This window comes from Photorhabdus sp. RM96S (genome assembly GCF_042879335.1).
GTDB lineage: Bacteria > Pseudomonadota > Gammaproteobacteria > Enterobacterales > Enterobacteriaceae > Photorhabdus > Photorhabdus kayaii.
The window spans coordinates 36,885-49,823 of sequence record NZ_JBHFKT010000012.1; the positions used below are offsets into that span (position 1 = coordinate 36,885).

The window sequence follows — 12,939 nt, forward strand, 5'->3', positions numbered from 1 at the left end:
TCCTTCAATATAAAATATGCTACTATCCTCTTATGAAAATAAAAAATACACCGACGCCACATGATGCTATTTTTAAAAAGTTTTTAAGTCATATTGATACCGCCAGAGATTTTCTAGAGATACACTTACCTGCGACATTACGGGCAGTTTGTGATCTTGATACACTGCGATTGGAATCGGGGTCGTTTATTGAGGACAATCTGCGGGTACATTATTCCGACATTCTGTATTCACTAAAAACTACACAGGGTGAGAGTTATGTGTATTGTGTGATTGAACATCAGAGTTCCCCGGATAAGATGATGGCATTCCGGCTGATGCGTTACAGTATTTCAGCAATGCAATGGCATCTGGAGCAGGGACATGAAAAATTGCCGCTGGTTATTCCAGTGTTGTTTTATCACGGAAAAATACGGCCGTATCCGTGGAGCACCAACTGGTTCGACTGCTTCGATGCTTCGGCTCTGGCGGAAGAGATCTATTCCAGCGCGTTTCCGTTGGTAGATGTGACGGTAATCCCGGATGATGAAATCCTGACGCACAAACGGGTTGCATTACTGGAAATAGTACAAAAACATATCCGGCAACGTGATATGGCGGAGTTACAGCAAAAACTGGCCATACTGCTGGCGTATGATTACTATGCGGAAGGGCAGTTAGAAAGCATGCTAAACTACATATTACTGGTGGGAGATACCGCCGATCCAGAAGGTTTTATCCGGCAACTGGCAGAACAGTTCCCGAAGTATGAGGAGGTACTGATGACAATAGTGCAAAGATTGGAACATAAAGCACGTCAGGAAGGGCTTAAGGAAGGGCTTCAAAAATGTCAAGAAGCACGCGAAGAAGGGCTTCAAGAAGGATTACAGAAAGGTGAAAAAAAAGGTGAAAAAAAAGGCGAAGAGAAAGGTAAAAAACAGGCGATTCTGGAAATCGCCTGTAGAATGATGAACAATGGTATTGATCGTGAAACAATAATGAAAAACACAGGGTTGAGCCAGAAAGAACTTGAACAAATACATCACTGATTCGTGCTGAGAGCCGTAATCGGTATTTAAAGATTCGTGTTAGAAGAGGGGCTTGTCCAGCGAGTAACGGGACCGTCCCCTAGAAATATGAGGAGGTAATTGGTGACAATAGCGCAAAAACTGGAGCAGAAAGCGTTCCAAGAAGGATTTCAGGAAGCATACCAAGAAGCATACCAAGAGGCATACCAAGAAGGATTACAGATAGGTAGAAAACTGGCGCTTGTGAAAATCGTGTATGCAATGATAGACAATGGTATAGACCATGAAACGATAATTAAAATCATTGTGATGAGCCGGAATAAGATTGAACAAATAGCCGATTAACTTATGCTGACACTTTATTGGCATGAAAATTCGTGTAAATAAGTGGGCAAAACTTTACATATAAGCGGTATATTATTTGGATAAGTTTGAAATCATACTTTTTCTGTCGGGTATTAAGCTTTTTAATTGAAATAGTATTTGAATAATTAAAGAATATTCCTCAAATAGAATATTTGAAACATCGTAATTCGATAAATTTTCTCTTGGAAGCGGCAACCGGATTGGTTGCCTATACCTTTTAATCTAAAAAAAACAAATCTGGATGTATGCACCTCTGAATTAGCCGTTCTTAGAATAGGAAATATTTCCGTTATTGGTAAATAAGCGAATGCTGAAACAGGTTGAATTAAGCCATCATACGAAAATAGATTCAGTAGATATCTGATATTCTTTTGGCGCTTTTAATTAAGATTTCTTTGTAATCAGGCGTCTGTTTTTCCACATTGGAAAATATAGCTTGAAGTGTGGCATGGGTTATTTCTTTGTCGGCGAATTCTGGCATGCCGCTATTGAACGGGGGTTCTGGGCTATATTGTATCGCTAGTTGGACTGCTTGGGCATATTCTTCACCTTTGATTTCAGCAAGCAATGTTAAACCGAAATCAATACCTGCGGTGACTCCACCTCCTGTAACCCGGTTTCTATCGATAACGACTCTTTTATTAACCGGTATTGCATCGAATTTGTTGAGATCGTCTATCATCGACCAATGAGTCGCCGCCTGATACCCTTTTAGCAAGCCTGCGGCCCCTAACAGGATAGATCCTGTACACACGCTGGTGACCCAAGATGCTTTACTTCCCACTTTATGTATCCAATCAAGCATGTCTAATTCGGCAAGCAAAGCATAAGGATTTCCTGTACCGGGAACACACAAAATATCCACTTTATTTAATTGCTCAAATGTAGTGCTCGGTGAAAATGATATATGTGCCAGCTCAGTACGCACCGGAAGTAAATCGCGCCAGACATATTCAATATTTAACCATCCTCCTACTTCAAGAACTGTCGCGGGACCAATCATATCAAGTGGCGTCATGCCTGGGAAAATGACAAAAGCGAGAGTGGGTTTTTCTCCAGACGATGTATTCATTAATGAAGATAATGTCGCAGGATATTCCTTAGATGTGTTTTTCATGGAGAAGTTTTCCTTATCGAGATTGAAAAGAGAACTGAAATTCATATGCCGCTATTTTTAGCGATCGCTGAACATCTGTATTCCCGGTAGTAAATTGATATACCCGTCATCTTTCAAGTTGCCTCTTTGTTGGCTGCACTCGCTCACCCCGGTCACATAGTTTGCTATGCTCCCGGGGATTCACTCCTTTGCCGTCGCGATGCATCTTGAAATCCATTGGGTATAGAACAACTGTAACCGTAAACTAATTGGCGTATATGACAATATTGCGACGATTTACGCCAAGTGCCATAATTGCCTTATGGACATTAAAACTCTCTATTTTGTGATCTTCCCCAACGTAAATCTGCTGGACCTTTCAGGGCCATTGCAGGTCTTTACCACAGCTAATGAGCTAGCAGAGAAATCTGGTCACAAACGGCCTTATGCCATAAAAGTCGTGGCTTGTGATCCCGGACAGGTAATGACGCAGGCTGGAATAACTGTGCAGGCAGAACCTTTACCTAAGTTGGATTCTCCTGCCGATACTCTGATTGTTGCAGGGGGCATTGGCGTTGAGTCAGCGGCGAACCATCCGCCATTGCGTAATTGGTTAAAGGGACATGCATCGCTGGCTAGGCGTATTGTGTCTGTATGCAGCGGGGCATTCATTCTGGCTGCTTGCGGGTTGCTTGATGGCCGCAGAGTCGTTACGCACTGGAATAGCTGTGCCGAACTGGCCCGGCGTTACAGTAAGTTGCGGGTAGAATGTGATCCTATCTTTATTCAGGATGGTCCGGTGTGGACTTCTGCTGGTGTCACCGCAGGAATTGATTTGGCTCTATCATTGCTGGAGGAAGATTTCGGTCATAAACTGGCACTGGATGTTGCGCGGGATCTCGTTATGTTTCTCAAACGTCCTGGTGGACAGGAACAGTTTAGTGCTCCACTGGCATTACAAAGCAGTACCAGTAAATTTGCAGATCTGCACGCTTGGATGATTAACAATTTGGCGGGAGACCTTTCAGTGGCAGCTTTGGCTGCTCGTACCAATATGAGTGAGCGTAGTTTCGTGCGCCACTATGGCCAACATGCAGGGATTACGCCAGCCAAAGCGGTGGAGCGATTCCGCCTAGAAGCGGCGCGTCATCTTTTGGTTGAATCTACGCTATCGCTCAAGTGCATAGCCTCCCGTTGCGGTTTCGGCTGTGAAGATACTTTACGCCGCAGTTTCTTCCGGGCGTTCAGTAGCACTCCACAGGACTACCGTAAGCACTTCAAGGCAACATTTTAGCTATTTATTCCCTGCCATCTCTTTCTTCAATCGTCGCCACAACGTAGTACGGCTAATCCCCAGATATTCCGCGGTTGCATGGTGATTGCCAGAAAATCGTTTCAAGGTTTCATGAGCTGAAAGTGGTGCAACAAGTGAAGATTGTTGAGTTAAAGAGGGGAAAGACTTCATACTTTGTTCTGCCAGCTTGAGTGTAGATTGGCGCTCCGGTGAAAGCGCTAATATCAATTCCGGTGTTAAGGTATGCTCAGGATGGGCACTAAGGTATAGCGTGAGCCGCTCCATAAGATTACGTAGTTCCCGGACATTACCGGGCCAATGATAGGCTTGCAATGCCTCCTGACAAGCAGCAAGCTCTTGCACTCTTGATTGTGATACCGGCAAATTTAATGCAGCAAATGCTCGTCGCAGATATTCCAGCGCCAATATACCAATATCATGACCTCTTTCCCTGAGGGCCGGAATGTTGATGCGCAATACACTTAGGCGATAAAACAGGTCTGTTCGAAAACGCCCTTCTTGAACCCAGGTATCCAAATCGCAATGTGTGGCGCAGATGATCCGAACATCAACGGCAATAGGGCGGTGTCCTCCTACTCTGACAACGGATTTTTCTTCCAGTACCCGCAATAGCCGTGTTTGAAGAGGCAGTGGCATTTCACCAATTTCATCCAAAAATAGTGTGCCTCGATGCGCAACCTCAAAAAGACCTGCACGACCTCCCCGCCGAGATCCGGTGAAAGCGCCTTCCTCATAACCAAACAATTCAGCTTCCAGTAAGGATTCAGCAATGGCGCCACAGTTAACGGCGACAAATGGCCGTTGATGTTTACCTGTAATCTGACCATACCGCAGGGCATATTCATGGTGAATGGCTTGTGCCACCAGCTCCTTCCCTGTACCACTTTCCCCTTGTATTAGCACTGTGGCAGGCGAGCGGGCGTATAGCATAATAGTGTTGCGCACATGTTCCATTACCGCTGAATCTCCCCGGATATCATTGAGAGTATGGCGGGTACGTAAACTATTCTCGGTTGGATAGGCAGAAATTGAAGCTTGGCTGAGCTTGGTCATTCTGGCAATATCCAGTGCATCATGGAATGCCTGGCGAATAGAATCAGCAGAGTAGACAAAAACACCCACCAATTCAGCTTCATAGGCGAGGTCGGTAATTAGCCCGGCACCGACAATCACTTTAATGCCAATGGCTTTTAGTGCATTGACTTGGGCCCGTGCATCTTCTTCCGTTACGTAACTGCGTTGTTCAATACGCAAGTTGAACCGTTGCTGAAATTCTTCTAGCGCAGGTAATGTATTCTGATAGGTGATAACACCAATACGGGAGCTGATTTGTCGTGCACGGGCCAATGCCTGCATAAAATCAAAACCGCTGGCCTTAGCAATGATGACGGGTACTGACAAACGGCTTTTAAGATAGGCGCCATTAGAGCCGGCACAGAGCACGGCATCACAACATTCAGTTGTTAACCGCTGACGAATATGTTGAACCGCATTTTCAAACCCAAGTTGGATAGGCGTGATATTGGCCTGATGATCGAACTCTGGTGTGATATCACGAAAGAGATCAAAAAGACGGGAAACAGAGACTGTCCAAATGACCGGTTTATCACGGTTATCACGTTCTGCTGATGGTGCTTCTGCCATGCGATTCCTCATCTGTGTGCTGTTTTCTGTACGCTGTTTTCGTTTTTCTTAGCTGAACTTTATTCGCTTTTCCTATCACAATAATTCAATGTTTCGCAATTGTTTCATTCATGTTTCATAAAACGTAATTGATTCATTATGGAACAGATGAGTTTTTCTATCAATGGTACTTTCCTACAAGCTAATAAATATTTTTAGTGCTATTTTTTAATTTAAAAACAAATCATTAACTTTTTGTTGTGTTTGTTTTTTAAAACCATTAGCTATTTTTGACTTTATTGGTACGTATATTGCTGGATAACAAACGTGTTTCATTATAATAACAATGAGGTCTTATATGACTCTTTCCTCTGCCGGTTTGGCATTTCGTCAGGCTATAGAAGCTGAATCCCCGCTACAGGTTGTCGGTACCATTAATGCGAATCATGCGTTGCTGGCAAAACAGGCGGGCTATAAAGCTATCTATCTTTCTGGTGGCGGTGTATCGGCGGGTTCGTTGGGTATGCCTGATCTGGGAATTTCAACGCTGGATGATGTGTTAACAGATATTCGTCGTATTACGGACGTATGCGATTTGCCATTGTTGGTGGATGCTGATATCGGTTTTGGTTCTTCTGCCTTTAATGTGGCTCGCACAGTGCGTTCCATGATTAAAGCGGGGGCGGCGGGGTTGCATATTGAAGATCAGGTCGGCGCGAAGCGCTGCGGTCATCGTCCGAATAAAGAGATTGTATCCAAAGAGGAAATGGTTGATCGCATCAAGGCCGCTGTCGATGCCCGTACTGATAAAAATTTTGTCATTATGGCTCGTACCGATGCTTTGGCTGTTGAAGGATTAGCCGCGGCGCTTGATCGGGCAAAAGCCTATATTGAAGCCGGGGCGGATATGCTGTTTCCTGAGGCGATCACCGAATTACATATGTATAAAGCATTTGCGTCAACAACCGGGGTTCCTATATTAGCCAACATCACTGAATTTGGTGCGACTCCACTTTTCACGACAGAAGAGTTGAAAAGTGTGGATGTCTCTATTGCGCTTTATCCACTTTCTGCTTTCCGGGCAATGAATAAGGCAGCCGAGCAGGTTTACACCACACTCCGCCGAGAAGGGACACAGAAGAGCGTGATCAGCATGATGCAGACTCGCAACGAGTTATATGAAAGCATCAATTACTACGATTTTGAACAAAAACTGGACGTGCTTTTCTCCCAGAAAAAATCTCAATGACGGACATCCCCACCTAATTTCGTCGTTTTATATGGCATAAAAACCGTAGAGGTGATACCCATGAGCGAACAGAACACGATGACTGAGTTAACCACTTTTAAGCCTAAAAAATCGGTAGCCCTTTCTGGCGTCAGTGCGGGTAACACTGCACTTTGTACAGTTGGAAAAACCGGTAATGATCTGCACTACCGTGGTTACGATATTCTTGATCTTGCAACCCAGTGTGAATTTGAAGAAGTTGCATACCTACTGATCCACGAAAAATTGCCTTCCCGTGCTGAATTGGCTGCCTATAAAACGAAATTAACCGCACTGCGAGGTTTGCCGGGTAGCGTAAAGGCCGCACTGGAAACATTACCCGCAGCCGCCCATCCTATGGATGTTATGCGTACCGGCGTCTCCGTTCTGGGTTGTACATTGCCTGAGAAAGACGATCACAACCTCGCGGGAGCGCGTGATATTGCTGACAGATTACTGGCCTCTCTCAGCTCCATGTTGCTCTATTGGTATCACTATAGCCACAATGGACGCCGCATTGAGGTGGAAACTGATGATGTGTCGATAGGCGGGCATTTTCTGCACCTTCTGCATGGTAAAAAACCCTATGAATCGTGGGAAAAGACCATGCATACCTCGCTAATCCTTTATGCGGAACACGAATTTAATGCCTCGACATTTACCAGCCGGGTTATTGCAGGAACTGGCACAGATATTTACTCCGCCATCATCGGGGCGATTGGTGCACTGAGAGGGCCAAAACACGGTGGAGCAAACGAAGTCTCTTTTGAAATTCAACAGCGCTATGAAAATCCTGATGAAGCAGAGCGTGATATTCTGGCGCGTTTGGCGAGAAAAGAGGTCATTATTGGCTTTGGTCATCCGGTTTACACTATTTCTGATCCCCGTCACAAAGTGATTAAAGATGTGGCCCTGCAACTTTCTAAAGAGGCAGGAACCACCAAAATGTTTAATATTGCGGATCGACTAGAAGCGGTGATGTGGGCCAATAAAAAAATGTTCCCAAATCTTGATTGGTTCTCAGCGGTTTCCTATCACATGATGGGCGTGCCAACGGCGATGTTTACACCGTTGTTTGTGATTGCCCGCACCGCAGGATGGGCTGCTCACATCATTGAACAACGTATTGATAACAAAATTATTCGTCCTTCAGCCAACTATACCGGGCCAGAAAATCGAGTATTTACGCCAATAAGTAAACGTGGGTAACGCTATTTTTGATGCAGAGATTCCTGCATGGGTGTTTTTTTAACAAGGAATTATTATGTCTACCTCTGTTGCAAGCAATCATCCTGAATATGATCAGGTCATTGCGGATATTGTGGATTATGTTATGGAATACGCCATCACATCATCCGTTGCCTATGAAACGGCTTATTACTGTTTTCTGGATACGTTGGGTTGTGGGTTAGAGGCACTGGAATACCCGGCCTGTAAGAAATTACTAGGGCCGATTGTGCCGGGGACAGTGGTGCCCAATGGCGTGCGGGTACCGGGAACCCAGTTTCAACTCGATCCCGTACAGGCGGCATTTAACATTGGTACGATGATCCGGTGGTTAGATTTCAATGACACATGGCTTGCCGCTGAATGGGGGCATCCATCCGATAATCTCGGTGGCATCTTGGCAGTGGCTGACTGGCTATCAAGAAATGCTGTTGCTGGTGGGAAAAAGCCGCTCACGATCAAAGATGTTTTGACGGGTATGGTTAAAGCACATGAAATACAGGGATGTCTTGCACTGGAGAATGCATTCAATAAAGTCGGTTTAGATCACGTTGTGCTGGTAAAAGTGGCTTCGACGGCGGTTGTTGCTGAAATGTTGGGGTTGAACCGAGAAGAGATCCTGAGTGCGGTATCATTGGCTTGGGTTGACGGTCAATCACTGCGAACTTACCGTCATGCTCCCAATACCGGCTCACGTAAATCTTGGGCTGCCGGTGATGCAACATCCCGCGCGGTTCGCTTGGCCCTGATGGCGCAAAAGGGTGAAATGGGATATCCCTCGGTATTAACCGCAAAAACGTGGGGATTCTATGATGTCTCGTTCAATGGTCAGCCTTTCAAATTCCAGTGCGCATATGGCTCTTATGTGATGGAAAACGTGCTGTTCAAGATCGCTTTCCCGGCAGAATTTCATGCGCAAACTGCGGTGGAAGCTGCAATGAGTCTGCATCAACAACTGAAAGACGCTGGTAAGACTATCAATGACATTACAAAAATCACTATTCGTACCCATGAAGCTTGTATACGGATTATCGATAAGCAAGGCCCGTTAAACAATCCTGCGGACAGAGACCACTGTATTCAGTACATGGTTGCGATTCCTTTGATCTTTGGTCATCTTACTGCGGCGGATTATGAAGATAGCGTTGCGGCAGATCCCCGCATTGATGCACTGCGGGAAAAAATAGTGTGTGTTGAAGATCTTGATTTTACCCATGATTATCATGATCCGGAAAAACGCTCTATTGCTAACGCATTAACTGTTACGTTTATAGATGGCAGCCAGCTCGATGAAGTCAAAGTTGAATTCCCCATCGGCCATGCTCGTCGCCGTAAGGAAGGCATTCCATTATTGCTGAAAAAATTCAGAACCAACCTGGCACGTCAGTTCCCTGAAACGCAACAGAGGAGAATCCTGTCTGTTTCCCTTGACTGTTCGTTGCTAGAAAACATGCCGGTAAACGAATACCTCGACTTATACGTTATCTGAATTTCCAATACTATCGGCCGCCGCTCTCCCAAGTGCCGCTCTATCATCTACGGCAGCACTAGGAGAGATTATTTCATTCAACGCCTTAAACAAATTGGTAGTGTGGGCCGCCCGGCACGGATTTATTTTGTCTCTCAGCTTCGTGACTGGGCAAGGGTTTACGGAGGTTTTTGTTAAAGAGGAAAGTGGCATTTGAATATCTGAATGATTTCGTTTGTTGAGCACAACTATAACTCTTGTAATTAACTCCGAGGGTTTCTTTCTAATATATTCGTTTTTTTTTGATTAGTGTTTGGCTTTTATTAGTGTTTTGTTTGTGTTAATGTTCAGCCTATGTTAATGTTCCATTTGTACTTTAAATATAAAAAATTATTTCAAGATGTGTTTTACTTTTGCCTTCGCATAAGTTGGCTGGCTATTATTTTTCAACATATATCGAAGTAGAGAATTAAATAGCACAAAGCTAATTGGCTATAATTTGAATGGGGTTATAACCGCAGTGGATTTAAAAATGACATTATGGAATAAAAAAGATATTAGAAATATGCGGAGTTCTATGTTTACAAAACCATTATGTGAATACAAGTCTATCCATACCTATTATAAAGGCAACAATTATAGATAGAAATTACAGGAAATAATTACAGGCAACAATTACAGATAGCAGAAATGGCTATTTTTTAGAAAAATAGATTAGGGAATAAAATAGTGATATACCCTATGGATTTCAAGATGGATCGCGACGGCAAGGGAGTGAATCCCCGGAGCATAGATAACTATGTGACCGGGGTGAGCGAGTGCAGCCAACAAAGAGGCAACTTGAAAGATGACGGGTATAAACAGATTACTCCGACTTAAATCAATTTGGCTTTTATCTGAATTACTGTGGAGTTATTATGGAAATAGAAGAAATATTTAATAATTATGAGTCTAAAGCTCGTTCATATTGCCGTAGATTTCCCGTAGTATTTAGAAGTGGTATAGGTTCTACCTTAATCGATATAGAGGGTAACAGTTACATTGATTTTTTATGTGGCGCTGGCGCGCTGAACTATGGACATAATAATACAATCATAAAACAACAAATTTTTAAGTATATTCAAGATGATGGTATTATTATGGGGCTTGATTTGTACTCGGAAGCAAAAATGGAGTTTATATCGACATTTGTTGATAAAATTTTGCAACCAAGGCAGCTTGAATATCGTTTACAATTTACCAGCCCTACGGGTACGAGCGTCATTGAATCTGCGGTAAAATTAGCAAGAAAGTATACAAAAAGAGAAAATATTGTTTGTTTTACCAACGCCTTTCACGGTATGACGGGGGTGTCGCTCAGTTTAACAGGTAGTCAACATCATCGCCAACCTGGGTTATATTCTCAGATTACGCGCTTACCATTTGATGGTTATATCGATGGAGAATTTAATTATATAGGATATTTTAGAAAGTTACTTACCGATTCCAGTTCAGGGGTTGATCTTCCCGCTGCGGTAATTCTTGAGACTGTACAAGGAGAAGGCGGATTAAATGTTGCTTCTGTTGAATGGTTGAGAGCGTTGAGAGAATTGACCGAAGAGTTCAACATTCTACTAATCGTTGATGACATTCAATCTGGTTGTGGTCGTACCGGAACATTCTTTAGTTTTGAGCGCGCGAATATTAAACCTGATCTCGTTTGTCTTTCCAAATCTATTGGCGGTATTGGGCTGCCTATGTCTTTACTGCTTATTTCTCCCGATATCGATGTGTGGAAACCGGCAGAAGACAACGGCACATTTCGAGGTAATAACTTAGCATTTGTTGCTTCAAAAGCGATGTTAAATGAATATTGGGGCGACAGCTCTTTTCAGAAAATAATTCAGTATAAGGCTGAATTAATCCGAACGCACTTGAACGCTTTAGCTAAAGAGTATCATGAACTTGTACTGCGAGTTAAAGGGATTGGATTCATGCAAGGTATAGAAATGATGGATTCCTCATTAACACAGTATTTGGTGAAGCATTGCTTTGAAAATGGTTTGATTGTGGAGTTGTGCGGCCCCAATGATGAAGTGTTGAAATTGATGCCTGCCTTGACTATTGATGAAGAGACACTTGTAAAAGGATTGAAGATTATAGAACAGGCTCTCGCCAGTTTAAAAGCGAGGAACAGTGATCACGTCGAAAGTAAAGTTCAAAGGTTACCGGTTAGCAGCAATTATTAGCTAGGAGTGTAGAATTATGAGCCGTGTAGTAGAACTTACTAAGTTTAATCAGCTTGAATTTCATCAGACACTTGCTCGGGGATACGTAATTGTTTACCGAGGATTATTGCAAGACTGGCCTGCGATAAGACAATGGGATGCTAAATACTTTCAAGATAAGTGTCCTCAAATTGACGTTGTGATCAAATTTTTTGATGCAAATGGCGTGCGTTCTGAGCAAACCAAAATGTATCGTTATTTAGAAATTCTGAATGCATATAAAAAAGGGGAGATGGGTAACGATATTCCCTATTGTCATGACATTCCTATCTTTTTACAAGCTCAGCAGTTACTTGATGATGTTAGTGATTTTCCTCTAACTATTTTGCCAAAGCTTTATCGCAATGAATGGTGGAAATTTGTTCAATTTTTTATGTCTCCAGCCGGCGCTATAACGCCACTGCATTTTGATACTTTAAGAACGAACAATCTATTTTTTCAGATAAAGGGAAGTAAAAGATTCTCTTTTATTCCTTGGGAAGAAAGAGATGCTTGTTCTCGTCGAGGGTGGCGCTGGTTTGAGTATAATCCTGAAATTCAGCATGTGGGTGAGATAAACAAATCCACGATTGAGGTGCATCAAGGCGATATATTAATCATGCCAGCGGGTATGCTTCATCATGTAAGAACGTTGACTGATAGCATTTCTTTTAATATCGATTTTCATACTCGATCTTCGGCCCTTGTCAGTTTTAGGAGCATTAAAGAAAAAATGCCGCGTGAAAATTTGTATTACAATTGGCTAAGTTTATGTGGACTTTTGGGATTAATGAAGCGCGAAAATTTTTTCGAGAAGTACCGCCCGTATCTTAATTATATTTCTTAGAAAGCAAGTAGGTTAATTATGAAAGTATCTTTGATTGATGTCGATAAAGACAACTATGAGGATGTAATGTCTCTTGAAGTTGAACCTGGACAGGAAGTTTTCGTCGCGCCAAATTCAGAGTCAATTGTCGAATCACATTTTAATGAATATTGCAGAGCAAGAGTGATCTGCTACGACGAGGAGGTGGTGGGTTTTGCAATGTATGAGCGCTGCGTTAATGAAGGCAAACCCAACGAATATAATCTGTATCGAATGATGATTGATAAGTCTTACCAAAACCAAGGTATTGGCGGAGCGGCGATGCAGTTATTACTGGATGAAATGAAACAGCAGCCTGATTGTCACAGGATTACTGTCTGTTATGACGAAACTAGCGAACGCCATAAATCATTTTATCAACGTTTTGGTTTTGTGGAAGTGGGCTATTATGATGAATATGAGGAAATGCTGGCTGAAATTATTGTTAGGGGATGATTT

The 12,939-nt window shown here is 43.1% G+C and carries 12 protein-coding genes; 10 read left to right on the forward strand and 2 right to left on the reverse strand.

The window, feature by feature from the left end; all coding sequences use genetic code 11:
* Positions 1–32: 32 nt before the first annotated feature.
* Together ACGF49_RS09365 and ACGF49_RS09370 are read left to right on the forward strand one after the other, a co-directional pair.
* Positions 33–1,028: an Rpn family recombination-promoting nuclease/putative transposase gene (locus ACGF49_RS09365; protein WP_387490680.1), complete on the forward strand. Its 996-nt coding sequence runs from the start codon at positions 33–35 to the stop codon at positions 1,026–1,028.
* A 102-nt stretch (positions 1,029–1,130) separates the two neighbouring features.
* On the forward strand, positions 1,131–1,352 hold the full coding sequence (locus tag ACGF49_RS09370) for a hypothetical protein (RefSeq protein WP_262977618.1): 222 nt from the start codon (positions 1,131–1,133) through the stop codon (positions 1,350–1,352).
* 370 nt (positions 1,353–1,722) lie between these two features.
* Here ACGF49_RS09370 and ACGF49_RS09375 read toward each other — a convergent pair whose 3' ends face one another.
* A complete protein-coding gene (locus ACGF49_RS09375; RefSeq protein ID WP_113041444.1) occupies positions 1,723–2,490 on the reverse strand; it encodes a DJ-1/PfpI family protein in 768 nt (255 codons plus the stop codon).
* 301 nt (positions 2,491–2,791) lie between these two features.
* Between ACGF49_RS09375 and ACGF49_RS09380 the strand changes: the two genes are divergently transcribed.
* Positions 2,792–3,763 (forward strand): GlxA family transcriptional regulator, encoded by a 972-nt coding sequence (locus tag ACGF49_RS09380; RefSeq protein ID WP_113041443.1) that lies wholly within the window; start codon positions 2,792–2,794, stop codon positions 3,761–3,763.
* On the opposite strand, the gene prpR is transcribed toward ACGF49_RS09380, so the two are convergent.
* Positions 3,764–5,428 carry a propionate catabolism operon regulatory protein PrpR gene (gene prpR, locus ACGF49_RS09385; RefSeq protein ID WP_228899628.1) on the reverse strand — a complete coding sequence of 555 codons (1,665 nt, stop codon included), beginning with the start codon at positions 5,426–5,428 and terminating at the stop codon, positions 3,764–3,766.
* A gap of 337 nt (positions 5,429–5,765) precedes the next feature.
* Here prpR and prpB point away from each other — a divergent pair, with 337 nt between their 5' ends.
* The 7 genes from prpB to ACGF49_RS09420 all read left to right on the forward strand — a co-directional run bounded on the left by prpB (position 5,766) and on the right by ACGF49_RS09420 (position 12,936).
* Positions 5,766–6,656 carry a methylisocitrate lyase gene (gene prpB / locus ACGF49_RS09390; RefSeq protein ID WP_113041441.1) on the forward strand — a complete coding sequence of 297 codons (891 nt, stop codon included), beginning with the start codon at positions 5,766–5,768 and terminating at the stop codon, positions 6,654–6,656.
* Between the two features lie 60 nt (positions 6,657–6,716).
* Positions 6,717–7,883, forward strand: a complete 1,167-nt coding sequence (gene prpC / locus ACGF49_RS09395; RefSeq protein WP_228899630.1) for a 2-methylcitrate synthase — start codon at positions 6,717–6,719, stop codon at positions 7,881–7,883.
* A gap of 55 nt (positions 7,884–7,938) precedes the next feature.
* On the forward strand, positions 7,939–9,390 hold the full coding sequence (locus tag ACGF49_RS09400; protein WP_262977617.1) for a bifunctional 2-methylcitrate dehydratase/aconitate hydratase: 1,452 nt from the start codon (positions 7,939–7,941) through the stop codon (positions 9,388–9,390).
* Positions 9,391–10,122: 732 nt separating this feature from the next.
* Entirely contained in the window at positions 10,123–10,248 is a 126-nt protein-coding gene (locus tag ACGF49_RS09405) for a hypothetical protein (protein ID WP_262405122.1), read from the forward strand.
* A gap of 38 nt (positions 10,249–10,286) precedes the next feature.
* Positions 10,287–11,597 (forward strand): diaminobutyrate--2-oxoglutarate transaminase, encoded by a 1,311-nt coding sequence (ectB, locus tag ACGF49_RS09410; protein ID WP_191214776.1) that lies wholly within the window; start codon positions 10,287–10,289, stop codon positions 11,595–11,597.
* 16 nt (positions 11,598–11,613) lie between these two features.
* A complete protein-coding gene (locus ACGF49_RS09415; RefSeq protein WP_228899639.1) occupies positions 11,614–12,462 on the forward strand; it encodes a cupin-like domain-containing protein in 849 nt (282 codons plus the stop codon).
* Positions 12,463–12,480: 18 nt separating this feature from the next.
* The gene (locus tag ACGF49_RS09420) at positions 12,481–12,936 is read left to right on the forward strand and encodes a GNAT family N-acetyltransferase (protein ID WP_113041437.1); all 456 of its coding nucleotides are present in this window, start codon (positions 12,481–12,483) and stop codon (positions 12,934–12,936) included.
* The last annotated feature ends 3 nt before the right edge of the window (positions 12,937–12,939 follow it).

Excerpts from the sequence above, each read along its gene's own strand:
- ACGF49_RS09405 (WP_262405122.1), top strand. The coding sequence starts at position 10,123 with ATGGATCGCGACGGCAAGGGAGTGAATCCCCGGAGCATAGATAACTAT.
- ACGF49_RS09415 (WP_228899639.1), top strand. The coding sequence starts at position 11,614 with ATGAGCCGTGTAGTAGAACTTACTAAGTTTAATCAGCTTGAATTTCAT.
- ACGF49_RS09375 (WP_113041444.1), bottom strand. The coding sequence starts at position 2,490 with ATGAAAAACACATCTAAGGAATATCCTGCGACATTATCTTCATTAATG.
- ACGF49_RS09380 (WP_113041443.1), top strand. The coding sequence starts at position 2,792 with ATGGACATTAAAACTCTCTATTTTGTGATCTTCCCCAACGTAAATCTG.
- prpC (WP_228899630.1), top strand. The coding sequence starts at position 6,717 with ATGAGCGAACAGAACACGATGACTGAGTTAACCACTTTTAAGCCTAAA.
- ACGF49_RS09400 (WP_262977617.1), top strand. The coding sequence starts at position 7,939 with ATGTCTACCTCTGTTGCAAGCAATCATCCTGAATATGATCAGGTCATT.
- ectB (WP_191214776.1), top strand. The coding sequence starts at position 10,287 with ATGGAAATAGAAGAAATATTTAATAATTATGAGTCTAAAGCTCGTTCA.
- ACGF49_RS09420 (WP_113041437.1), top strand. The coding sequence starts at position 12,481 with ATGAAAGTATCTTTGATTGATGTCGATAAAGACAACTATGAGGATGTA.
- prpB (WP_113041441.1), top strand. The coding sequence starts at position 5,766 with ATGACTCTTTCCTCTGCCGGTTTGGCATTTCGTCAGGCTATAGAAGCT.
- ACGF49_RS09365 (WP_387490680.1), top strand. The coding sequence starts at position 33 with ATGAAAATAAAAAATACACCGACGCCACATGATGCTATTTTTAAAAAG.
- prpR (WP_228899628.1), bottom strand. The coding sequence starts at position 5,428 with ATGGCAGAAGCACCATCAGCAGAACGTGATAACCGTGATAAACCGGTC.